Source organism: Variovorax sp. UC122_21 (assembly GCF_044056785.1).
Classification (GTDB): Bacteria; Pseudomonadota; Gammaproteobacteria; order Burkholderiales; family Burkholderiaceae_C; genus Variovorax.
In genome coordinates, this window is record NZ_CP172003.1 from 108,912 (window position 1) to 131,959 (window position 23,048).

Consider the following 23,048-nt stretch of genomic DNA (forward strand, 5'->3'; position numbering starts at 1 on the left):
GCGTGTCTCCGGTTCCGGTCAATCAATAAAAAGCAATGAGGGTCACGACGGCGTGAGCACCTTGCCGCCGCAGACGGAGATGCACTGGCCGGTAACGTAGGAGGAAAGATCGGTCGCGAGGAACTCGAGCGGCCCCGCCATGTCCTCGACGGTGGCGAGGCGGCGCAGCGGGATCTTCGGCAGGTCGGCATCGCCCACCATGCCCGCGCGCGCGGGCCTGGCTCGCGACGCGCGCGGTGGCCGTGGAGCCGGGCGCGATGCAGTTGACGCGGATGCCGTCGGGGCCGACCTCGGCCGCGAGGAAGCGGGTGAACTGCACCACGCCGGTCTTGGCCATGCCGTAGTGCGCATAGGCGCCGGCGCGGTGCGCGGCGTCGAGCCCCAGCGTCGAGCCCACGTTGATGATGTTGCCGCTGCGCCGCGCGCGCATGTGCGGCAGCACGGCCTGGCTGCAGTACACGGTGCTCATGAGGTTGACGTCGAACATGTCGGCCATGTCGCGGTCGCTCATCTGCGAGGCCCGGCTCGACTCGATCGGCGCGAAGGCGCCGCCCGCGTTGTTGACGAGGATGTCGACGCGGCCGAAGGCCTCGATGGCGCGCGCCACCAGCGCGTCGGCGGCCGCGCGCTGGCGCAGGTCGCCCTGCACGCCGATGCTGCGCCGGCCCAGCGCGACGATCTCGTCGCTCACGCTGGCCGCGCTGAGCTGCTCGTCGAAGCGGCGCGCCGCGTCGAGGTCGACGTCGGCCACCACCACGTGGCAGCCGAGCCGGGCGAGGCGCAGCGCGAAGCCGCGGCCGATGCCGCGCGCGGCGCCGGTGACAATGGCGACCTGGTCCTGGAGTTTCATGAAGGGGTCCTCGTTGAATGGAGATGGCAAGGCGGCGGATGCCTCACTGCTGGACCAGGCCGTACTCGTCGGCGATGCGGCGGTACTGCGGAATCTTGGCGGCCAGGTCCTTCTTCATGGCCTCGCCGTCGAGCACGTAGAGCGGCACCTGCATCTGCTCCAGCAGGCTGCCGAAGGCCGGGCTGCGCGCGGCCTTGAGAAAGGCGGTCTCCAGCGTCTTGCGGATGGGCTCGGGCGTCTGCGCGGAGACCGCGAGGCCGGTGATCCAGGGAAACTGCCAGTCCACGCCGAACTCGGTGAAGGTCGGCACCTGCGGCATCGAGGGCATGCGCTGGCGGTCGAGCAGCGCGAGCGCGCGCAGCTTGCCGGCCTTGACCATCTCGGCGTAGTTGGAGGTCGGCGCGAAGGTGGTCTCGCCCGACACCACCGCCATCAGGCTCTGGTTGGCGCCCTGGTAGGGAATGTGGTTGAAGCGCACGCCCTTGGCGCGCTCGAGGGCCTTGGCGCCGAAGTAGGCGGTGTCGGAGGTGCCGACCGTGCCGAAGCTCAGCTCGCCGGGACGCGCGCGCGCATCCTCGATCAGGTCGTCGAGCGTGCGGTACTTCGAGTCGGCCTTGACCACCAGCGCATGCGAGGGCCCGGCGTAGTTGAGCACGTAGGCGATGTCCTTGAGCGGATCGAAGGGCGCCTTGGTCAAGAGCGGGCTGATCAGCACCACGCTGGTGGTGACGGCCACCAGGGTGTAGCCGTCGGACGGCGCGCGCAGCACCTGCGCGGTGCCGATCAGGCCGTTGGCGCCGGGCCGGTTCTCCACCACCACCGGCTGGCCCAGGTCGTCGGCCACGAGCTGCCCGATGCGGCGCGCGCTCACGTCGGTCAGGCCGCCCGGCGGGAACGGCACCACGATGCGGATCGGCTTGCTCGGGAAGGCATCGGCCGCGCGCGCCGGCTGCGTGAGCGGCGCGAGCACGGCGCCCAGCGCCATGGCCGCGCACAGCACCCGCGATGCGATGCGGGAAAGGAAGGGACGGACGATGGGGCTCATGTCGGCTCCTGGGGATGGATGGGAAGGCCTCAGCAGGCCGGATCGAGCGCGCGGGTCAGCGCGCGCACGTCGGAGAGCGACTCGAGCCCCATCACCATGTCGACCGCCTCGTCGATGCGCGCATCCCAGCGGCTGGACATCGGCGCGAGCGTGCGCACCATGCGGCGGAACTTGTCGACCACGTCCTGCTCGCCATAGCGCGGCGCGCCCTCCCAGCTGTCGCCGAGCGCGAAGTCGCTCTCGAGTTCGAACTCGCGGCCGCGCGCGCGCACCACGGCGCGCGACGGCACCTTGAGCACCTGCTGTTCCAGGCCCCAGGTCGCGGGGTCGTAGCCCCTGGGCTCGTTGGCCAGGCGCACCTTGCGGCGCATCGCGCGCGCGGCCTCGCCGCGCATGTTTTGGTCGCTGAACCACTCGGGGCCGGCCGGCACGCCGAGCGCCACCATCGCGGCCGCATGCGGGAAGCTGAAGGTCGCTGCCACGAGGTTCGGCGGATCGCCGTCGTCGGCGAAGCGCGGGTACGGGATCATCGGGAACGAGCGCAGCTCGATCGATTCGATCTCCTCGGCGCGCAGCGCATGGTGGCGCAGCAGCTGGTCGAAGGCGGTCAGCGCGTAGTGGATCCAGCGGCAGCAGGGCCAGAACTTGATCGAGGTGCCCGGGAGGTACCACTCGCTGCCCAGCTTCGCGAGCATCGCGCCGGGATCGAGGATCACGCCCTGGAACACCTGCGCGTAGCTGTCGGTGTCGAAGATGTCGCGGATGCCGCGGATGCCTTCGCGCGCATGCCAGGCGGCCATCAGCCCGCCCTGCGCGTTCCAGCCGGTGTCGGCGTACTTGAAGGTGCCCAGGTCGGTGTCGCGCCCCCACTGGCGCGACCAGTCGCGGCCCACCATGTACTGGGCGCAGTTGCCGAAGGCATCGGCGAGCTCCGCGGGCGTGGCGCCGATCAGGCGCGAGGCCGCGGTGCAGGCCGCATGCACGCCCTGCCCCGGGCCGACCAGGCCGGTCCAGCCCTTGGTGCGGCCCTGCTCGTCGACGGTCACGCGCGGGCTCAGGAAGTTGCCCAGCCGCACGCCCACCTCGAAGCCCAGCGTGAAGGCGGCCAGCAGGTCGGCGCCGTTGCCGCCCTGCTCCTCCGAGAGCGCGAGCGCCGCGCCGAGGCTGGCCTGCGCATGGTGGCCCTGGACCTTGTAGCACTCGTCGATGTCGAGGATGTTCCCGAGCCGCCCGTTGGCCCAGGCGGCGGTGGCGACCGAGGTCTTCTGGCCCGTGCCGAGCACGCTGGCCGGGCCGCCGATGCCGTTGCGCTGCACCATGCGCCGCACCGCCAGGCCGGGATCGGTGCCGACCGCGCCGATGGCGCAGCCCAGCGTGTCCAGCAGCAGCAGCCTGGCGCTGCGGCGCACCGCCTCGGGAATGTCCTCGTGGCGGGTCTCGATGGCGAAGGTCGCGAGTCGGCGGGTGGTGGTGTCCATGGTGGCGAACGAAGGCTGCGTGGGTGGAATGGGCGAACCGGCTCCTGCCGGCACGGGGCCTGGCATGGAGAGCGAAACGGAAGGTGGGCGGCCGGCACCTGCCGGCCCGCCTCAGTTCATCGATGCATGGCCGTGGCTCACGGAGGAAGCGTCCCCGAGCGCAGCCAGCGGAAGGCGCGCATCACCGGGGCATCGGACATGCGCACCAGGATCGCGTCGCGCGTGGCGCGGTGCCGCTGGGCGAGCCAGGCCGGCGCCGCGATCACGTCGCCGCGCCGCCATTCGAAGCCGTGCTCGCCGATGCGCGAGCTGCCTTCGCCCTCGACCACGATGAAGATCTGGTTCGCGGTGCTCTGCGCGACCTGCCACTCGCGGCCGCCCGAAAGCGCCACCGCCACGCGGTCGAAGGTGTCGAGCGTCGGCGGTCCGAGCTCGAGCGTGCGCACGCCCGGCGCGATCTCGGGCGCGTCCAGCAGCCGCGGCTTGTAGTCGCGCAGCGCGAAGCGCATCGGGCTCGCGGGATCGACGCGTTCGGCCTTCTCGACCTTGTCGGGATGGTGCTCGAAGAACATCGGCCCGAGCAGCTGCACCAGCGGCGCGTCGAGGATGTCGATCCAGCAGGCATCGACCTCGCTGCGGTTGTCGTGCCCGTGAAAGCTCCAGTTGGGCGTGAGCAGCACGTCGCCGGGCTCCATCGGCACGTCGACCCCATCGACGATGGTGAAGGTGCCGGGCGCGGCCTCGACCACCACGCGCATGGCGTTGGGCGTGTGGCGATGGCTGCGCGCGGCCTCGCCGCCCTTGACCATCTGGTAGGCCGCCACCAGCGTGGTCACGGTCGGGTAGTCGTTGCCGGGGATCGGGTTGGCCAGGATCAGGTTGCGCCGCTCGGCCCATTCGGTGCCCACGAGGCGGCCGGCCGCGTGCAGCGCGGCGCGCGCGTCGGCGTACTGCCAGTGCGCGGGCATGTAGTGCTGCTTGGGCTGCGGATAGAGCGAGGGCGTCGGCTTGTTCCAGCCGTTCTTCACCTGGATGTCCTCGAGCATGCGGTGCAACTGCGCGAGATCGCTCGCGCTGTCGAAATCGGGTCGGGCGGTGGCGGTGGTGTTCATGGCGGTGGGCCTTGCGTTGTCTTCTTCACTCGGGCTTCACGCCCGCGGCCTGCACCATCTCGCGCGTGACGGCCACGTCGTCGCGGATGGCCTGGCGCAGTTCGGCCGGCCCGCCGGCGTTGACCTCGAGGCCGCGCGCGGTGGCGTTCTTGCGTGCGAACTCCGGCTCGCCGAGGGTCGCCTTGACGTCGGCGGCGATGCGCTCGATCACCGCCTCGGGCGTGCCGGCCGGCGCGACCAGCGCATACCAGACGGCGGCGCGCAGCTGCGGATAGCCCTGCTCGGCCGTGGTCGGCACGTCGGGAAAGAGCGTGGAGCGCTTGGCTCCAGCCACCGCCAGCGGCTTGATCTTTCCGGCCTTGAGCAGTTCGCCCGCGACGCTCGCGCTGCCCGTGGCCAGCTGGATCTCGCCACCCACGAGCCCGGTCATGACCGGCGCCACGCCCTTGTAGGGCACATGGGTGATGTCGAGCGAGGCCTTGGCCTTGAGCAGTTCGTAGACCAGGTGCGGCTGGCTGCCGTTGCCGAACGAGCCGTAGGCCAGCGTGCCGGGTTGGGCGCGCACCGCCGCGACGAGTTCGCGCAGGTCCTTTGCCGGCACCGAGGGGTTGGCGATCAGGAACTGGTCGCTGGTGGTCATCAGCGCAACCGGCGCGAAGCTCTTGTCGGGGTCGTAGGGCAGCGACTTGTAGAGGAAGCGGTTCGAGGTCAGCGTCTGGTTGATGGTCGCCATCAACGTGTAGCCGTCGGGCGCCGAACGCGCCACCGCCTCCGCGCCGATCAGCGAGCCGGCGCCGCCGCGGTTGTCGATGACCACGGCCTGGCCCCAGCGCTTCGACAGTTCGGCCGCGACCGCCCGGATCAGCACGTCGACGCCGCCGCCGGCCGGGAACGGCACGATGATGCGCACCGGCCGGGACGGATAGTCCTGCTGCGCGTGCACGGCGGTGGCGCCGCCACCGAGCAGCGCGAGCGCGCAGGCCAGAAGACGCAGGGTTCGCATCGCCATCCCCGTCTTCAGAAGCGCCGCGGCGCGAAGTCCTCGTCCTCGACGACCGGCAAGGTCATCGAGCCCACGCGCTCGATCTCCATGCGCACACGGTCGCCGGGCGAGAACTGGCCCACGCCCTCGGGCGTGCCGGTGGCGATGATGTCGCCGGGCTGCAGGGTCATGACCGAGGAGGCCCACTCGATGAGCCCGGGCACGTCGAGGATCAGCGCGCTGGTGCGCGAATCCTGGCGCAGCTCGTCGTTGACCCACAGGCGGTTCGCGAGGTCGCCGGGATCGCCGACCTCGTCGGCCGTCACGATGTACGGGCCCACGGGCGTGAAGGTGTCGAAGGACTTGCGCGCGACGCGCTCCTCCTCGAACCGGCCGGGCTCGATGCGCAGGGTCACGTCGATCAGGCAGCAATAGCCGAACACGTGCGAGAGGGCCTGCTCGCGCGGCACGTTGCGCGCCTGCCTGCCGATCACCACGGCGAGTTCGGATTCGTGGTCGAAGCGGCGCGTCGAGCCGCGCGGCAGGCGGATCGCCTCGCCCGCGCCGATCACCGACGAGGAGGCCTTCAGGAAGAAGCCGCGCTCGACCGCCGAGGCGCCGCCGCTGACCGAACGCGCGCCGATCTCGCCGATGTGCTTGCGGTAGTTGACCGGCGCGGCCACCACGTGCAGCGGGAAGGGGTTGGGCGCGCGCAGCGTCACCTCGGACAGGGGGCGCGCCCTCGCCTCGCGGCGCGCCTTCTCGATGTCGGCCTTGCGCCGGTCCCATTGCGCGATCAGCCGCGACATGTAGACGCGCGGGAACTCGGGCCCGGCATCGGGCACGGCCGCGGTCACGTCGTAGATCAGGTCTTCCTCGACGAGGCCCACGCGGTCGTCATCGAACACGGCAATCTTCACTTGGCTTTTCCTTTCAGGTCTCGTGGCGGCGGCTCAGTCGAGCTTGATGTCCGCCTCGGTCACGAACTTCTTCCACATCGCCAGGTCGGCGCGGGTGGTGGCGTCGAGGTAGTGCACCGAGGTGTCCTCGGCCGGGTCGACGCCGATGTCCTTCATGCGCTGGCGCATCTCGGGCGAGCGGACCACCTTGGCGATCTCGCCGTTGAGCCGCTCCACCACCGCCTTGGGCGTGCCCGCCGGCGCGGCGATGCTGTACCAGGAGCGGATCGAAAAGCCCGGGAACCCCTGCTCCTGCATCGTCGGGAGGTTCGGCGCCATGCCCAGGCGGCTCGGGCCGGTGACGGCCAGCGCGCGCAGGTTGCCGCCCGTCACCTGCGTCATCGCGGAGGTGTCGCTGAACACCAGCTCGATCTGCCCGCCGATCAGGTCGACGATGGCCGGGCCGATGCCCTTGTAGGGCACGTGATTGATAGAGATGCCGGCCATGCGCCGGAACATCTCGCCCGACAGGTGCGGCGTCGCGCCGTTGCCCGAGGAGCCGTAGTTGAGCTTGCCCGGGTTGGCCTTGGCGTAGCTCACCAGGTCGGCCACGCTGCGGTACGGGCTCTTGGCATTGACCATCAGCACGTTGGCCGAGGTGTAGACCATGGCCACCGGCGAGAAGTCCTTGATCGGGTCGTACTGCAGCTTGGGATAGATGGCCGGGTTGATCGCCATCGTGCTGTTGACCGCCATCAGCAGCGTGTAGCCGTCGGCCGGCGCCTTGGCGACCAGGGCCGCGCCGAGCCCGCCGTTGGCACCGGGCCGGTAGTCGACCACCACGCGCTGCCCCAGCGCCGGGCTCAGCGCCTCGCTCATCAGGTTGCCGAAGGTGCTGCCCATGCCGCCCGGGGCATAGGGCACGACGAGCGTGATCGGCTTGTCCGGGTAGGCGGCGCATGCCATGCCCGCGGCCAGGGACAGGGCCCATCCCACCAGGTGACGTCCAGCGGTACTCATCGTGTCTCCTTCATCATGGAAGGTACGATAGCTAATAAGGTCATACCTTATACATAAGGCAAACCCCGATACCGGCGGAAGCGTTTTGGTGTTAGGTGCTAAGGTCAGACCTTTTAGGAATTGGGATGGCACGGGCTGAGAATCCCTGCAGCGACACCCCTCTATCGAGACAAGGACATAAGGTATAACCTTTGTCCGAACTGCAAAAAAGAGGAGGCGCCGCATGACTGCCGAACAGACCGACATCGAGAACGCCGACGCCGGCATGGCTGGCCGTGCCGGACCGAGTTTCCAGCCGATCAAGGCCAAGCGCGCCTTCGAGGCGGTGTGCGAGCAGGTCCGCCGCGAGGTGGCGCTGGGCACGCTCAAGCCCGGCGACCGCCTGCCGCCCGAGCGCGAGTTCGCCGAGCAGCTCGGCGTGAGCCGCACGGCCGTGCGCGAGGCCATGCGCAGCCTGGAGAACGCGGGCATCGTGCAGTGCCAGCAGGGCATGGGCGGCGGCGCGTTCATCCGCAAGCGCGACTCGAGCACCGTGACCCAGGCGGTCGGCGACATGGTGATGCTCGGCCAGATCCCCTCGCACAGCGTGACCGAGATGCGCATCATCCTGACCGAGCAGGCGATCCGCCTCGCCTGCGAGCGCGCGACCGAGGAGGACTTCCAGGCCATCGAGCAGGACATCGACCGCGCGGAGGAACTCACCCTGCGCGGCGACTTCTCGCGGCGCAATGCCTACATCACCGAGTTCTACCGAATCCTCGCGCAGGCCACGCACAACCAGGTGATGGTCATGCTGGTGGAGTCGCTGTCGGAGCTCACGCGCGCGCTGCTCGCGAAGGCCAGCCCGGTGCCGCGCAGCGACGTGATCGGCGTGCGCCGCAACGTGCTGCGGCTGATGCGCGCGCGCGATGCGGAGGGCGCGGTGAAGGAGATGCGCGCGCACCTGGAGCGGCTCAATCGGCTGCTGGAGAAGCCCGCGGTAGAGGGCTGAGCGCCGCGCAGACTTCTAGGCCGCGACGTCCAGCAGGCCGTGCCGGCGCATCAGCTCGGCGGTCATGCTCTCCTCGAGCGAATAGACGCCGCGCTTCTCTTTCCAGACCAGCGACTTGTCCTGCAGCGCGCCGAGCGCCGCCTGCACGTTGGACACCTCCGGCACCATCGCCTCGCCCGGCGCCAGTGCCGAAAGCATCGCGCGGTAGCGCTCCATGGTCCCCGCCTCGAAGGGCGCGTACTTCTCGCCCTCGCGCGCCAGCACCCGCAGGACCGCGGACTGCAGCGGGGTGAGCGCCTGGATCACCCGCAGGGTCTGCAGGTCGGCTTCCTCGATCTGCTCGTCGACGGCCTGGGCGAAAGCCGCCGCGGCATCGGCCGGCCCGATGTTGAAGTCGAAGCGGATGCTGTCGGCGGCGGCACCGAGGATCTCCGGCCGGTGGCCCGCCCGCTCGAAGAGCTTCGTGACCGCATCCGGATCCAGCGGGCCCGCCAGGCCGACGCCCTTGCAGAACCACTGGATGTAGTCGGCGTCGAGGGGCGGGAATGCGACCAGCGGAGCGCCGAAGAAGGCCTGGTCCTTGCTGTTGCGCAGCATCGCCAGCTTGTCGCGGTTGGACCCCGTGGCCACGATCCGCAGGCCGTGGTGCGCGCTGCTGTTGAGCTCGTCCCGCGCGGCCTTCAGCGCGAACAGGGCGTCGTAGCCGCCCTCCGTGGCGATCGCGTGCTGGGCCTCGTCGATCAGCAGCACGATCGGCTGCCTCGTCTCGTCGGAGAGCGCCGCCAGGGCCGCGCTCAGCGAGATCTCCTTGCCCAGTCCGACGCGATCGAGCGAGAAGGCCACGCCGCCCACGGTGACCTTCTCCATGCCGGCCGACCTCGCAAGCCGGGCCACGACGCCCTCGTGCCGGGCCAGCTCGGCGCGCACCGCGCCGACGATGACGGCGCCCGGATCCGCCTTCTTGTTCGCCCAGAGATCGACGTAGAGGACCGTGGCGCCCCGGTTCTGCAGCGCGGGGCGGAGATCCTCGCGCACGAAGGTGGACTTGCCGGTGCGCCGGGGCGCGGCGAGAAACAGGCCCGAAGCGGCCGCCGAGCCGACGGCCGAAGCCATGACGCCCTGGGCCATGCGTTCGGCCAGCTGGGTGCGGTGAAAAACCGTGTCCGCCATGGATCTCTCCTCAAGGGCTGCGGCCCGGGTCAGGTCGAGAGATTACAGCAAACTATAGCTCGGAGTTCAAAATTATAGTTAGCAGTCGCAAACTATAGATTCGCGACATAAAGTGCTGTAGTTGCCACGGCCTAGCGTGCCGGGGCACGGGGCGCGCCCTCCTCCCGCAGCTGCGCCACTGCCGCCTGCGCCAGCCCGATCGCGCCAGCCAGGGACCCGGCGCCGGCGATGAACAGGTTGTTGTGGCAGAAGACGGCGTCCTCGACACCGGTCACGGCCGCGAGATCCTGGTTGCGCAATCCGGCCCAGGCGGACGGCAGGTCGCGGCGCGCCACGAAGGACTGGGGCTCGATCGGCGCCACGCGCACCTGGTGCTGGCCGCCCGGCGTTTCCGGGTAGACCACGAACAGGACATCGGGCATCTCGGCACAGACGACGCCCGACCAGGACAGCCCCGATTCCTTCAGCACCAGGATCTTCCCGTCGGCCAGCAGCTCGCCCTGCCGGACCAGCGACTCGCCGGCGAACTTGTCCGAGAAGCGCACCATGAGACGGTCGATGAAAAGACCCATGAAGCCCATCACGGTCTTGAACTGCGCCAGCTCGAGCGCGGCGATCGCCGGCGGTGCGCCGGCGGCGCCCTCCTCGCTGCGCGAGGTGTTGAAGGCACTGACCATCGCGGAGATGCCGAAGTACCCCGGGCGCGGCATTGAGCGCGCCGGTGTCGGCCATGTCCAGGTGCTGCACGAGCTCGTCGTCGATCGCGTCGCGCACGCGCAGCGCGATCTGCTCGTCGATGCCCGGCAGGCGCTGGCGGATCAGGTCCAGGCCATGGGCCAGCCACACCAGGCCGGAGCTCGCGTAGACGACGCCGCTGGGCCGGTGCTCGGCGAAGCCCTTCTGGTGATGGTCGAAGCGGCCGCGCGCGGGATCCCATTCCCCGCCCACGTCGATGGCGAAGTCGGCCGCGGCAATGCGCTTCATGTCGCGCGTGCGGATCAGCGTTGCACCGGGATGCAGCGCCATCAGCACGGCCGCGGCGAAGACGTCGTCCGCATGGAAGGAGTTGCCATGCACGGCGACGGTGGGAGACGGGTCGGTCATGGCCGCCGAGCCGCTAGTCCGCCGAGAAGAAGCAGCGGAAAGCGACGTTCTTGTCGCCCATTTCCTCCGCGACGTCGCGGAACATGTCGAGGATCTCCTGGCACAGGGCGTACTGGGCGCGGGTGGGCAGATGCTCGAGGACCACGACGAAGCCCGTGTCCGCCGAGCGCGGGACCGAGCGCACGATGCTGGCGCCGAGCTCGGTCAGGCCCTTCTGCGCGCCCAGGCCGAAGTCCTCGACGATCTTCGCCACCGCGTCGGCCTTCGTGGCCATGTCGCGCAGCGATGTGCGCCAGAAGACGTTTCGCTCGCGCTGCGCGGCTTCCTGCAGGTCGCCGATGCGCAGTGCGCGGATGGACTGCACGAAGTTCGGGCGCATGTCGCCCAACTTGAGCATCTCTTCCAAAACCAATTCCATTCAATCTCTCTCTGTCGTTGATCGGGGCGGTGGTCGGTCGGATGACCGCTGCAGTGGGACTTCACGTGTGAGGCCGCCCCGACGGGGAAAACCCTCGATTATCGAGCTTCGGCACTTTCGGGGGAAGCCACGGCGAAACACGCTGCACCGGCCGGCACTGGCGCGCCATGCGGGCATTCCTTGATTCCAGGGCGCAGGAGCAGCGCGCCATCGGCCTTACCATCGCCTATCCCGCACCGGGGCGCCCACGCACCACGCCTGGTCTTCCTGCTCCGGTTCGGGGCGAGTTCGGCCGAGCCAGAAGGCGCACGCTGGCCCAAAGCATGCAAGCGCGTGAGGACCAGGAGATTTCCATGCTGACTTACTTTGATGCGTCGACGGTTCGGGAGGGTGAGCGCTTCGCCTACTGGCACGAGGAGATCTGTCGCAACTTCTGCCGCGCGGAGTCGACGCCCGTCGCCGCCGAGCGCTTCGACGCCAGCCTCTCGCGCACCGAACTCGGCACGGTCCAGATCAGCCAGATCGAATGCGCGCCGCTGCGCTATCAGCGCGCGCCCAGCGACGTCCGCTCGGCCCCGAGCGACGATTTCCTGCTGAGCCTGTTGCTCGATGGCGAAGGCCATCTCGAGCAGCATGGCCACCATGCACGCCAGCAGGTCGGCGACGTGGCGATCTACGACACCGCCCAGCCGTTCGTCTACCAGTTCCCCGACCGCTACCGCATGGCGCTGCTCAAGGTGCCGCGCCGCGCCATGCTGGCACGGGTGCCGACGGCCGAGCAGTTGCCCTCGCTGCTGATCAGCGGCCGGACGGCCCTGGGCGCGCTGGCCGGCAACATGATCCGCAACGCCGCCGCACTCGACCTCGATGGTCCGGCGGCGGCCAAGGTCGGCGCCTCGATCGTCGACGTCATTGCCGCCGCCATGGACGTCGAGTTCGGCGGCATGGCACCCGTGAACGGTCGCCACGCGTCGCTGCTGGCACGCGCGCAATCGCACATCCGCAGCCACCTCGACGATCCCGAGCTGGACGTGGAATCCATCGCCGCCGCGCTCTCGGTGTCGACCAGCACGCTGGCACGGCTGTTCGCGGGTGCCGGCACGACCGTCATGCGCTGGCTGTGGGACGAACGCCTCGCGACCAGCCACCGTGCCCTCGTCGAAGGCCGCGCGCGGCAGGTCACCGAAGTGGCGCTGAGCTGTGGCTTCAGCAGCTTCTCGCACTTCAGCCGCAGCTTCAAGGCGCGCTATGGCCAGTCGCCCAACACGCTCATGAAGTCAGGGCGCTCCGCGGCGCATTGACGCTTGCGCCTGCATGTTTCGGGCAAGCGCGATTGACGCTCCGGGACCAGCGTCGGCGCTGTCGGATCCCTAAAGTCGTCGCCAAGGCAACCGCTGTGGTTGCCGGAGACGACGATGACCTTCACCAGCCTTTCCCGCGCGGCCGCCCAGGCCCCTGCATCCATCACCGTTCGCAGTCCCGCTGCCCGGCGCAGCATCAGCCTCCTGCGAGGTCGTCCCGGCCTGGCCCTCGCAGCCACGCTGTCCTTCATCGGCCAGGCCGGCGTCGCGCAGGCGCAGGAGTCGGTGGTGCTCGGCAAGGGCATCGACATCGCCTCGCTGTGCGGCACCAAGCCCACCGTCGTCGGACTGACCGACGGATTCGGCGGCGACACCTGGCGCAAGATCGCCGAGGCTGAATTCCGCGACGAGGCATCGAAGTGCAAAAACATCACCAAGATCCTCTACGCCAACGCCAATGGCGACCAGCAGAAGTCCAACAGCGACATCAACAGCATGGTGGCGCAGGGCGTGAACGTGCTGATCTCGTTCACCGATTTCGGAGATGCCATGCTGCCGGCGCTGCGCAAGGCACAGCGCGCGGGCGTCACCGTCATCCCCTACTTCTCGAAGATGCCCGGCACGCCGGGCAAGGACTACGCGGCCAACGTCTACCAGGACCAGGTACGCATCGGCCAGATCTGGGCCGACTGGCTCGGCGACACGCTGAAGAAGGGCAACGTCGTGCTGCTGGGCGGCACGCCGGGGGCGACGTCGTCGCAGCGCTTCATGGATGGCTTCAAGGCGCAGCTCTCCAAGTACCCCGAGCTCAAGCTGCTCGACGACAACTACATCGTCACGAACTGGAATCCGGCCGACGCCCAGAAGGCGGTGGCGGGCCTGATCGCCAAGTACGGCGCCGGCAAGATCGACGCCATCGCATCCGACTACGGCGTGACCACGCTGGCGGCGATCAAGGCCTACGAACAGGCCGGCCTGAAGGTCCCCGCGCAGGTCACGCTGGCGAGCAACAACGACATCAATTGCAAGTATCTGCAGGCGAAGAAGGCCAACAAGGCCTGGCCGTACTACTCGCTCGACGGCACCACGACCATCGTGCGGTACGCATTGCGCCGCGGCATGGCCGAGTACCAGGGCACGAAGAACCCGGAACCCACGGGCGTGGTGCCCTTCCCTCTATGTGGACAGCGCGAAGAACGTCGACCCGAAGTGCGACCCGGCCGCGCCGCCCGACGCGGACCTGTCCTCCGGACTGCCGGGCGACAAGCTCGGCGCCCTCTTCCGCAAGTGACATGGGCACCGCGGCAATCGATTCCGTCGTGCTGCAACTCGACGGCGTTACCAAGCGCTTTCCGGGCGTGCGCGCACTCGACCGGGTGAGCTTCACCGTGCGGGCCGGCGAAGTGCACGGCCTGGTCGGCGAGAACGGCGCCGGCAAGTCCACCCTGATGGCGGTGGCCTCCGGTGCGCTGGCGGCCGACGAAGGCACGGTCATGCTGTGCGGGCAGGCCGTGCGCGGCGACCCCGAGCGGGCGCGCGAACTCGGCCTGGCCATCGTGCGCCAGGAGCCGGCGCTGATGCCCGACCTCAGCGTGACCGAGAACCTCTACCTCGGCGTGCCGCGGCGCTGCCGCCCTCCGATCGGGCGCGCGGCCCAGTGGGCGGCGGCGCTGCTGGCGCGCTGGAACGACGAGGTGCGCATCGATCCGCGCGAGCGCGTCGCCACCCTCGGCCCCGAGCAGCGCTTCATCGTCGAGATCGTCAAGGCACTGGCCGCCGAGCCGCGCCTGCTGGTGCTCGACGAGCCCACCGAACACCTGCTGGGCGACGACGTCGCGCGGCTGTTCGCGCGCATCCGCGAAGTCACGGCACGCGGCGCCGCGGTGGTCTACATCTCGCACCGGATTCGCGAGGTGCAGCAGATCGCCGACCAGCTGACGGTGTTGCGAACGGGACAGGGCCAGGGAAGCTACGCGGCGCGCAGCCTGAGCGAACAGCAGATCGTGGAGCTGATCGTCGGCGGCCAGCTCGATCGCGAGTTTCCGGCGAAGCGCGAGGCACGAGCACCCGGCGTCGACGCGCTGCGCCTCGAAGGCCTCGCCGGGCCGGGCTTCTCGGGCGTCGACCTGCGCGTGGCCTCCGGCGAGATCGTCGGCCTCGCCGGCATCGACGGGAACGGCCAGCGAGAGCTGCTGCGCGCACTGGCCGGCATGGCGCCCTCGCGCGGACGCGTGTGCGTCGGTGCGAAGGAAGTGGCGCTGCGCAACCCCGGCCGGGCGGCGGATGCCGGCATCCGGCTGTTGCCCGGCGACCGCCACCGCGAAGGCATCTTCGGCGAACTCAGCGTGCGCGAGAACTTCTCGCTGCGCAGCCTGTCGCGCGACCTGCGCGCGGGCCTGCTCGCGCGCGGCAGCGAGCTGCGGCGCACCGAGGAAGCGGTCCGCCAGTTCGCGGCCAAGACACCGGACACCGAGACGCCGATCGCGTCCCTCTCCGGCGGCAACCAGCAGAAACTGGTGCTCGCCAGCGTGCTCGCGAGCAGGCCCGCCGTGCTGCTGGTGGACGAGCCCACCCAGGGCGTGGACATCGGGGCACGCATGGAGATCTACCGCAGCCTGCGCGCCACCGCCGCCTCGGGCGTGGGCCTGCTGGTGGTGTCCTCCGACGCGCACGAGGTCGCGGGCCTGTGCGACCGGGTGCTGATCTTCTCGCGCGGACAGGTTGCCGCCGAACTCGCTGGCGACGCGGTCACCGAGCACGGCATCACCGCGGCGGTCCTGACCGCCACCACGGTACGCGAGCGGGCGCACGGCGGCGTTTCCGGGTTCTGGAAATGGGCCGCGGGCGACGTCGCACCCATTGCCATGCTCCTGCTGGCGGTGCTGCTGCTCGGCGCCTATGCCGCCTCGGTCAACGAGTTCTACCTGACGGGGCGCAACTGGGGCGGGGTCCTGCCGCTGATCGCCACGCTGGCGCTGGTGGCCTTCGGGCAGCAGGTGCTGATGCTCGTGGGCGGCATCGATCTCTCGGTCGGGCCGCTGATGGGGTTGATCGTCGTCGTCCAGTCCTTCTTCCTGGTGGCCGACGCCAGCGCGGGACAGCAGGCGCTCGGCTGGGCGCTGGTGCTGGTCATCTCGTTGGCGATCGGCTTCCTGAACTGGCTGCTCGTGGACCCGGCGGGCCTGCATCCGATGGTCGCCACGCTGGCGACCTACATGGTGGTGCAGGCCGTGTCGCTGCTGCTGCGGCCCGTGCCCGGCGGGCTGATCGCCGACGAGATCATGGAGGGCATCGGCGCGGGCATCGGCTTCGTGCCGCTGGCCATCCTGGCTGTGGCGGCGCTCGCACTGGCGCTGGAGTTCGGACTGTTCCGCACCCGTCTGGGCCTCGCGCTGCGCGGCTTCGGCTCGCGGCCCGAGGCTGCGCGCGTGGCCGGCGTGCATCCGCGCCGCACGCGCATGGCGGCCTACATGGCCTGCTCGTTCTTCGCCGGCCTGGCCGCCATCCTGATGATGGCGCAGACCGGCTCGGGCGATGCCAGCGCCGGCCTGAACTACACGCTCGCGAGCATCGCGGCGGTGGTCATCGGGGGCGCGAGCCTGTTCGGCGGGCGCGGCTCCTTCGTCGGCGCGCTGCTCGGTGCGCTGCTGATCACGCAGGTCAACGTCGTGACCGCTTTCCTCGGCCTGAGCGATGCCTGGCAGTCCTACCTGCTGGGCGCCATGATCGTGGCATCGGTCGCGCTGTACTCCAAGAGCCGCGACATGGCGGTGGCGCGATGAGCCCGCAAGTCCTCGGCGCCGCGCGGCCAGGCGACGCCCCGGCCGGACCCGCGGTCGCGCGCGGCCCGCGCGTCGGCGAATTCGGCTGGATCTGGATCGGCACCGCACTGCTGTTCGTCCTCAGCGCGCTCGTCGCGCCCGGCACCGTCGGGGCCGGCTCGCTGCTGGCGATGCTGCCCTTCGCCAGCATCCTGGCGCTGGTGGCCACCGGCCAGACGGTGGTGATCCAGCAGCGCGGCCTCGACATGTCGGCCGCGGGCATGGTGTCGCTGGCCGGCGTGCTGGCCGCGGTGCTGGGCTACGCCACGCAGTCCATGGCGCTGTCGATCGCCGGCGCGCTGGGCTGCGGCGTGCTGGTCGGGCTGCTCAACGGCTTCCTGTCGGCGCGGCTCGCGATCTCTCCGCTGATCGCCACCCTGGCGGTCAACGCGCTGCTGCTGGGCGCGGTGCGCAGCCTCAGCGGCAACGCGCCGATCTCGGCGCCGCACAGCATGCAGGCCTTCTCGCACGCCAGCCTGATGGGGCTGCCCAACAGCCTGTGGCTGGCCATCCTGTTCGTGGCGGCGGTGGCGCTGATCACGCGACGCACGCTGCTGGGCCGGCGCTTCGTGGCGGTCGGCGTGAATCCGCGCGCGGCGGCGGCCGCCGGCATCGCGCCGATGCGCTACCAGGTCGGCGCGTACGTGGTGTCGGCCGTGTGTTTCTCGGTGGCGGGCCTGCTGCTGGCGGGCTACATCGGCAACGCCTCGCATACCGCGGGCAACGACTACCTGATGCCGGCCATCGCGGCGGTGGTGGTCGGCGGCACGCCGTTCTCCGGCGGTCGCGGCAGCGTGATCGCCAGCGGCGTGGCCGCGCTGTTCATGGCCCAGCTCGGCCAGCTGGTGCTTGCGCTGGGCGCCGGCGCGGCCGTGCAGCTGCTGGTGCAGGCGCTGGCGATCCTGGCCGCGACCTCGATCCGCTTGCTGCCCCGACTCCTTTCCCGTTCCTCACCATGAGCCCATTCGATACCTCCACCGAACCCCTGGCCTCGACCGGGCCTGCCCGCGGCGCCGCGCTGCACTTCCAGTCGCTGACGGAAGTCTCGGGCCTGATCCAGCGGGGCGCGCTGTCGCCGGTCGATCTCACCCGCGCCATGCTCGCGCGCATGGACTCGCTCGATCCGCGCCTGCATGCCTTCGCACTGCCGATGGCCGAATCGGCGCTGCAGGACGCGCGCCGGGCGGATGCCGAGATCGCGGCCGGGCACCATCGCGGTCCGCTCCACGGCGTGCCGCTGGCGATCAAGGACATCTTCTGGACCGCGGGCGCACCCACCGCCGCGGGCATGGCGATCCACCGCGATTTCGTCGCGCACGAGGACGCCACGGCGGTGCGCCGGCTCAAGGAGGCCGGCGCGGTCATCCTCGGCAAGCTCACCTTAACCGAGGGCGTCTACGCCGAACACCGTCCGCCCTATGCGCAGCCGACGAATCCGTGGCAGGCCTCGCTGTGGTCGGGCGCGTCCTCCAGCGGCAGCGCGGTGGCGGTGGCCGCGGGCCTGTGCTTCGGCGCGCTGGCCTCCGAGACCGGCGGTTCGATCAAGCTGCCGTGCGCGGCCAATGGCGTCACCGGCATCAAGCCGAGCTGGGGCCGGGTCAGCCGGCACGGCGTGTTCGAGCTCGCGGCGAGCCTGGACCATGTCGGCGCGATGGCGCGCAGCGCGGCCGACGCGGCGCTGATCCTTGGCGCCATCGCCGGCGCCGACCCGTGCGACCCCACCAGCGCGCCCGGGCCGGCCCCCGACTACCGCGCCGCGCTCGAGCGTGGTGTTCGTGGCTTGCGCATCGGCATCGACCCGGCCTGGACACGGCATGAGGTGGATCCCGCCACCGCGCTCGCGCTGGAGGCCGCGGTCGAGGTGCTGGTCGGCGAAGGCGCGCTGGCGCAATCGGTGCGGCTGCCCGATGGCAGCGACATGATCTGGGACTGGTTCGGCGTTTGCGCGGTCGAGACCGCGCTGGCGCACGAAGCCACCTACCCCGCGCGCGCGGCAGAGTACGGGCCCGCCCTCGACAGCCTGCTGAAGACCGGCCATGCGATGACCGGCATGGAGCACCAACGGCTGCTGCGCCGGCGCGAGGCGTTCGCGCGCGCGCTCGACGCGGTGTTCGAGCGGGTCGACGTGATCGCGCTGCCGGTGCTCTCGTTCCAGGTTCCGACGCTGGAACGCATGGCCCGGGTGGACGACGACCTGATCGCCGGCCTGCACCGCTTCACCTGCGCCTTCAACATGTCGGGCCATCCCGGCATCGTCCTGCCCTGCGGCAGCGGACCGGCGCGCGCGCCGATCGTGTTCCAGCTCGTGGGCCGGCGCTTCGCGGAAGACCAGCTGTTCGCCGCCGCCCACGCATTCCAGCGCGTGACCGGCTGGCACCAGGCGCGGCCCATGGACTGAGACCGCCGTCCCCATCACCATCGCCATCGACGACAACGAGACGTACAAGGAAAGCCCATGACCGAACCCTCCTGCCCCCACGCCACCGCTGCCGCTGCTGCGGCCGCCGAGCGCGTTCCCGACGCACGCCAGGCCAGCGCCAGGGAGGCGCTGCCCGAGGACTATCCGGGACGCATCGTCGCCTTTCCCGAGGACGTGACCCACATGGTCAGCGCGATGTACGGCTTCCAGTCGAGAACGCCGGGTGCGGCCGATGCACAGCGCCAGGCACTGCAAGCGTTGTTCGCACTTCCCGACGGCCCCGGCTGGGTGGAGCGCGCGCACTATGTCGATCCCCAGGGCCATGCCTGCGACATCCTGCTGGCCTACTGGGTCGGGCGCGACGCCTATCTGCGCTGGAGCGCGAGCGAGGCACCCGCGCGCTGGTGGCGCGAGTTGCCGGCCGATCCAGCCGGCGGCAGCGGCTTCTGGCGCGAGGTGATGAGCGCCCACAAGGACCGTTTCCAGTACGCCGCCGGCACGGACGAACCCGCCAGCGCCGCGGCGCTGCTGCCCATGGTGGGCTCGAAGAAGTTCGGCTACTGGGGCAGCTACCGCGATCGCTTCGCCGCCTCCCGTGGCGACAACTTCGCCAGCCCCCACAAGGAGATGCCGGACGCGGTGGCGCGCGACACGCTCGGCCGCCGGATCCGCATCACCACGCCCGACAACATCTGCTTCATCCGCGAGGGCCAGGGCTGGGAGCGTGCGCTCGAGGCCGAGCGCGCGATCTGGACCGACAAGATGGAGCAGGTGGTCGCGCAATGGGTCGCGGCACTGCAGCAGGATCCGAAGGTCACGGGCGGCCTGAGCATCCGGTTCTGCCGCGAGCAGGACGTCGCCAGCGGCGCCGAGCGCGAGAAGCAGTCGCAGTTCGGCTTCCTGCTGTCGCTGGGCCATATCGAAAAGGCGGCGCGCACCCACGCCACCCACCTGTGCGTGCGCAGCAGCTTCATCGACATGTACACCGAGCCGAAGTTCGCGCCGCAGATGCACATCTGGGTCGAGGCGCAGATCCTCAAGCGCGACGAGCTCGATGCCCAGTACATCAACTGCCATCCGCACACGGGGCTGTTGCCCTACTTCGAGGCCAGCGAGGTACCGGCGGGCTGCGCGGTGCGCTTCGCGGCGGATTGACGGCCCGCGGCCGGGCAGCCCGGCCGCTCGCTATCGCGGCACGTAGTTGTAGACGCCCACGCCCTGCAGGATGAGCAGTTCGCAGGGCTGGCCGGCGTTGCCCGAGACCATGTGCGGCACGCCCGCGGGCACGGTGTAGACCTCGCCGGGCGCCATCACGCGCGCGCCCTCTTCGGGGTCGCGCACCGCCACCCGCGCAACGCCGCTCACGCAGTAGAAGGTATCGGCGATCCGGTCGTGCGAGTGCCAGGGCACGCATTCGTCGACGCCGTGGCCCTGCACGATCAAACGCAACTCGGGCGGCGAGGCGATCACGTCCATGCGCGCCAGGCCGGGCACCAGGCGCGCCGTGTCGGCATGGGTGTGGACCGCGGCCGCGGGCTCCACGCGCGCCCGGCGCGTGGGTTCGCCCACATGCGCCAGCGTGGGCGCGGCGCTGGCACGGCGCTCCAGCCCCTCTCCGTGCTCGAACACGGTGAACTCGATCGGCGCGCCGTCGACGGCATACACCGACAGGTCCACGCCGGGCGGTACCGAATAGAACTCGCCCGCCTCCAGCATGCAGCGAAACGGCGGGCGCTGGATCTGCACCGCCAGCCCCGACCGGTGCGCGAAGAACAGCGCGGTCGCGCGCAGGCTGCGGAACCAGGCCACCGGCTGGTTTGCCGCCAGCGCGACCCGCCGCACCCAGAGGCCGGGCACCTCTGCCACCGAGGTGCAGTGCGCCGCCGAGAACGGGTCGACCGCGGTGTCGGTCGTTGCGTCGTCCATGTCAGGAGTCCACCTTGAAACCGATGGATTTGACCACGGGGCCCCATTGGGCGGTATCGCCGCGCAGGCGTGCCGCCAGGTCCTCGGCGCTGGACCAGCGGGCTTCGATGCCGACATTGGCCACCCCCTCGATCAACGAGGGCACGGCCAGGGCCTTGCGCAACTCGGCATTGAGCCTGCCCACCAGCTCGGGCGAAGCCTTGGGAGGGAGGAACACCGCGAACCATTCCGCGAACTCCAAGCCCTTGAACCCTTGTTCCGCGAAGGTCGGCACGTCGGGCGTGAACTTGCCGCGGCGCGTCGTCGCGGTGGCGAGCACGCGCAGCTTGCCGAGTTCGGCCTGCTGCCGGAACTCTCCCACCGGAGCCGCCACCGCCGCCACCTGCGCGCCCACCGTGTCCATCACCGCCGGCTGCGAGCCGCGGTAGGGAACATGGACCAGCGGGACCCCGCCGGCGCGCGAGAGCAACTCGATCATGAAGTGCTGCGGCGTCCCGGCCGCCGGCGAACCGCAGCTTGCACGCGCGGGGTTGGCCTTGGCCCAGGCCAGGAAGTCGGGCACGTTCTTCACCTCGCGCGGCACCATGGGGCCCACCGCCAGGCCGGTATCGAACACGCCGGCCAGCGACACGGGCGTCAGGTCCTTGAACGGGTCGTAAGGCAGCGAGCCGTAGATGAAGGGGTAGATGGCCAGCCCCGCCATCGGCACCACCAGCATGGTGCGACCGTCGGGCGCGGCCTGCTTGGTGGCCGAGATCGCCAGCTGCCCGGCCGCGCCGGTGCGGTTCTCGACCACCACCGACGGTGCGTAGCCGCCCTGGATCTGCTGCGCGATGTGGCGGCTGAGCACATCGTTGGTTCCGCCGGGCGCGAAGCCCGCGAGGATGCGCGCTACATCGGGGACCTGCGCACGCGCGGCCGCGAACGGCAGGCTGCTCAGCGAACCGGCCGCCGACAGGGCGGCAGCGGTCTTGAGGAACGCTCTTCTCTCGATCGTCATGGAAACTCTCTGCGATGGTGAATGAAAGCCGCCGGCGCCAGACAGGCGCGGCGCGGCACCGAAGCTGGAAGTTAGCGCCGAGGGGCCCCCGGCGCTTGTCCGGGAGCGCCATTTGCAATTGCCCGCCAAAGGCAGGCCGCCATTGGGTGCCGTGGGCAAGAACGATTGCATGGCACAGGCAAGCGCAGCGTCGGCGGCCGGTGCATATTGGCGGACGTCACGACTCTCGCCCCGGAAGGCCCTCCCCATGCTCCACCCCCATCCCCCCACGCGTTTCGCCCCCGCGGCAGACCAGGCGCGCGCCCTGAAAGAAGCGCTGCAGGCCAACGGCGTCATGCCCGAAGGCTATGTCGAGCAGTGGGAAGACACCTTCGACCACTGGGTCCCGGAGAACGGAGCGCGCATCGTCGCGCGCGCATGGAACGATCCGGCCTATCGCGCCCTGCTGCTGCGCGACGGCACCGAGGCCTGCCGCGAACTGGGCTATGGCGGCCCGGAGGGCGGTTTCATCGTCGCGCTGGAGAACACGCCGGTGCTGCAGAACGTCATCGTCTGCACCCTGTGCTCGTGCACCGCATGGCCGGTGCTGGGGCTGCCGCCGGACTGGTACAAGAGTTTCGAGTACCGCTCGCGGGTGGTGCGCGAGGCGCGCCAGGTGCTGCGCGAACTCGGCCTCGCGCTGCCCGACAGCGTGAAGATCCAGGTCTGGGACACCACGGCCGAGACGCGCTACATGGTGCTGCCGATGCGACCGGCGGGCACCGAGGGCTGGAGCGAGGAGAAGCTCGCCTCGATCGTCACCAAGGACTGCCTGATCGGCGTGGCCCTGCCCGACCTCGCTTCCGCGCGCGCCTGAAACGAAGCACCGACAAGGAAACATGGACCATGGACGGACTACAGGATCTGGGCGGAATGCAGGGCTTCGGCCCGATGCCCGCGCACGAGGACGAGCGCCCTTTCCACGCCAGCTGGGAACCGGTGAGCTATGCCGTGGCGCTACTGGCCGCCGAGAAGGGCCTGTGGACCTTCGACGCCGGCCGCCACGCGATCGAGCGCATGCCGGCCCGCCAGTACCTCGGCATGAGCTACTTCGAGCGCGTGCTCGCCGGTATGACGACGCTGGCGATCGAATCGGGCGCGGTGACGCGCGAGGACCTCGAGGCGCGCGCGGGCGGCGCGGTACCCGTGGCCGCGCCGATGGGCGCCGGCGAAGCGGCGCGGCGCGACCACCCCGGCTTCGAGATCGGTGCGCGCGTTCGGGTGCGCGACCACCACACGTCGGGCCACACGCGCGCGCCGCGCTACATCCATGGCCGCGAGGGCACGGTGCTGCGCGTGGCGCCCAAGGCGCGTTTCCCCGGCGAGGTCGGGCACAGGCAGGAGGCCTTTCACGAGCCCACGTACCACGTGCGCTTCGAGGCCACCGACCTGTGGGGCGATGCGGAGCCCGGCGCCTCGGTGGTGGTCGACGTCTATCAGAGCTATCTCGATCCGGTGCGCTGAGAGAGACTG

The 23,048-nt window shown here is 70.3% G+C and carries 20 protein-coding genes and 2 pseudogenes; 9 read left to right on the forward strand and 13 right to left on the reverse strand.

What is annotated here, in order from left to right; all coding sequences use genetic code 11:
- Window positions 1-42: 42 nt before the first annotated feature.
- The 8 genes and pseudogenes from ACHMXE_RS00595 to ACHMXE_RS00630 form a co-directional block, all read right to left on the reverse strand.
- The gene (locus ACHMXE_RS00595; protein ID WP_395347377.1) at window positions 43-351 is read right to left on the reverse strand and encodes an SDR family oxidoreductase; all 309 of its coding nucleotides are present in this window, start codon (window positions 349-351) and stop codon (window positions 43-45) included.
- Window positions 278-850 (reverse strand): annotated as a pseudogene (locus tag ACHMXE_RS00600) (SDR family NAD(P)-dependent oxidoreductase); the annotation flags it as partial. The gene ACHMXE_RS00595 and the pseudogene ACHMXE_RS00600, both read right to left, overlap by 74 nt.
- A 43-nt stretch (window positions 851-893) precedes the next feature.
- Window positions 894-1,895, reverse strand: coding sequence for a Bug family tripartite tricarboxylate transporter substrate binding protein (locus ACHMXE_RS00605; protein ID WP_395346267.1), 1,002 nt, complete (start codon window positions 1,893-1,895; stop codon window positions 894-896).
- 29 nt (window positions 1,896-1,924) lie between these two features.
- Window positions 1,925-3,373 (reverse strand): MmgE/PrpD family protein, encoded by a 1,449-nt coding sequence (locus ACHMXE_RS00610; protein ID WP_395346268.1) that lies wholly within the window; start codon window positions 3,371-3,373, stop codon window positions 1,925-1,927.
- A gap of 137 nt (window positions 3,374-3,510) precedes the next feature.
- Window positions 3,511-4,485: a cupin domain-containing protein gene (locus ACHMXE_RS00615; RefSeq protein ID WP_395346269.1), complete on the reverse strand. Its 975-nt coding sequence runs from the start codon at window positions 4,483-4,485 to the stop codon at window positions 3,511-3,513.
- 25 nt (window positions 4,486-4,510) lie between these two features.
- Window positions 4,511-5,494, reverse strand: a complete 984-nt coding sequence (locus tag ACHMXE_RS00620; RefSeq protein ID WP_395346270.1) for a Bug family tripartite tricarboxylate transporter substrate binding protein — start codon at window positions 5,492-5,494, stop codon at window positions 4,511-4,513.
- Window positions 5,495-5,502: 8 nt separating this feature from the next.
- Window positions 5,503-6,387, reverse strand: coding sequence for a fumarylacetoacetate hydrolase family protein (locus tag ACHMXE_RS00625; protein ID WP_395346271.1), 885 nt, complete (start codon window positions 6,385-6,387; stop codon window positions 5,503-5,505).
- Between the two features lie 33 nt (window positions 6,388-6,420).
- Window positions 6,421-7,386, reverse strand: a complete 966-nt coding sequence (locus tag ACHMXE_RS00630) for a Bug family tripartite tricarboxylate transporter substrate binding protein (RefSeq protein WP_395346272.1) — start codon at window positions 7,384-7,386, stop codon at window positions 6,421-6,423.
- A gap of 223 nt (window positions 7,387-7,609) precedes the next feature.
- Between ACHMXE_RS00630 and ACHMXE_RS00635 the strand changes: the two genes are divergently transcribed.
- Window positions 7,610-8,377, forward strand: coding sequence for a FadR/GntR family transcriptional regulator (locus tag ACHMXE_RS00635; protein WP_395346273.1), 768 nt, complete (start codon window positions 7,610-7,612; stop codon window positions 8,375-8,377).
- Between the two features lie 15 nt (window positions 8,378-8,392).
- Here the strand turns inward: ACHMXE_RS00635 and ACHMXE_RS00640 are convergent, their stop codons facing one another.
- The 3 genes and pseudogenes from ACHMXE_RS00640 to ACHMXE_RS00650 all read right to left on the reverse strand — a co-directional run bounded on the left by ACHMXE_RS00640 (window position 8,393) and on the right by ACHMXE_RS00650 (window position 11,069).
- Window positions 8,393-9,547 carry an ATP-binding protein gene (locus tag ACHMXE_RS00640; RefSeq protein WP_395346275.1) on the reverse strand — a complete coding sequence of 385 codons (1,155 nt, stop codon included), beginning with the start codon at window positions 9,545-9,547 and terminating at the stop codon, window positions 8,393-8,395.
- Between the two features lie 131 nt (window positions 9,548-9,678).
- Window positions 9,679-10,651: pseudogene (locus tag ACHMXE_RS00645) on the reverse strand (MYG1 family protein).
- Between the two features lie 13 nt (window positions 10,652-10,664).
- Entirely contained in the window at window positions 10,665-11,069 is a 405-nt protein-coding gene (locus ACHMXE_RS00650; RefSeq protein ID WP_203207201.1) for a hypothetical protein, read from the reverse strand.
- A gap of 167 nt (window positions 11,070-11,236) precedes the next feature.
- On the opposite strand from ACHMXE_RS00650, the gene ACHMXE_RS00655 reads away from it, so the two are divergent.
- The 6 genes from ACHMXE_RS00655 (at window position 11,237) to ACHMXE_RS00680 (ending at window position 19,765) form a co-directional block, all read left to right on the forward strand.
- Window positions 11,237-12,370: a helix-turn-helix domain-containing protein gene (locus tag ACHMXE_RS00655; RefSeq protein ID WP_395346276.1), complete on the forward strand. Its 1,134-nt coding sequence runs from the start codon at window positions 11,237-11,239 to the stop codon at window positions 12,368-12,370.
- A 114-nt stretch (window positions 12,371-12,484) separates the two neighbouring features.
- Window positions 12,485-13,750: a substrate-binding domain-containing protein gene (locus tag ACHMXE_RS00660; RefSeq protein ID WP_395346277.1), complete on the forward strand. Its 1,266-nt coding sequence runs from the start codon at window positions 12,485-12,487 to the stop codon at window positions 13,748-13,750.
- Window positions 13,663-16,152: an ATP-binding cassette domain-containing protein gene (locus tag ACHMXE_RS00665; protein ID WP_395346279.1), complete on the forward strand. Its 2,490-nt coding sequence runs from the start codon at window positions 13,663-13,665 to the stop codon at window positions 16,150-16,152. Before ACHMXE_RS00660 ends, ACHMXE_RS00665 begins: the two co-directional genes overlap by 88 nt.
- Complete coding sequence (locus ACHMXE_RS00670; RefSeq protein WP_395346280.1) at window positions 16,149-17,150, forward strand: ABC transporter permease; 1,002 nt, start codon at window positions 16,149-16,151, stop codon at window positions 17,148-17,150. The genes ACHMXE_RS00665 and ACHMXE_RS00670 overlap by 4 nt, the downstream gene beginning before the upstream one ends.
- Complete coding sequence (locus ACHMXE_RS00675; protein WP_395346281.1) at window positions 17,147-18,589, forward strand: amidase; 1,443 nt, start codon at window positions 17,147-17,149, stop codon at window positions 18,587-18,589. Before ACHMXE_RS00670 ends, ACHMXE_RS00675 begins: the two co-directional genes overlap by 4 nt.
- A 57-nt stretch (window positions 18,590-18,646) precedes the next feature.
- Complete coding sequence (locus ACHMXE_RS00680; RefSeq protein WP_395346283.1) at window positions 18,647-19,765, forward strand: phenylacetaldoxime dehydratase family protein; 1,119 nt, start codon at window positions 18,647-18,649, stop codon at window positions 19,763-19,765.
- A gap of 30 nt (window positions 19,766-19,795) precedes the next feature.
- Here the strand turns inward: ACHMXE_RS00680 and ACHMXE_RS00685 are convergent, their stop codons facing one another.
- Entirely contained in the window at window positions 19,796-20,536 is a 741-nt protein-coding gene (locus tag ACHMXE_RS00685) for a cupin domain-containing protein (protein ID WP_395346284.1), read from the reverse strand.
- A 1-nt stretch (window position 20,537) separates the two neighbouring features.
- The gene (locus tag ACHMXE_RS00690) at window positions 20,538-21,536 is read right to left on the reverse strand and encodes a tripartite tricarboxylate transporter substrate-binding protein (RefSeq protein WP_395346286.1); all 999 of its coding nucleotides are present in this window, start codon (window positions 21,534-21,536) and stop codon (window positions 20,538-20,540) included.
- A gap of 247 nt (window positions 21,537-21,783) precedes the next feature.
- Here ACHMXE_RS00690 and nthA point away from each other — a divergent pair, with 247 nt between their 5' ends.
- Complete coding sequence (nthA, locus tag ACHMXE_RS00695; RefSeq protein ID WP_395346287.1) at window positions 21,784-22,392, forward strand: nitrile hydratase subunit alpha; 609 nt, start codon at window positions 21,784-21,786, stop codon at window positions 22,390-22,392.
- Between the two features lie 29 nt (window positions 22,393-22,421).
- Window positions 22,422-23,039: a nitrile hydratase subunit beta gene (nthB, locus tag ACHMXE_RS00700; RefSeq protein WP_395346289.1), complete on the forward strand. Its 618-nt coding sequence runs from the start codon at window positions 22,422-22,424 to the stop codon at window positions 23,037-23,039.
- Window positions 23,040-23,048: the final 9 nt, after the last annotated feature.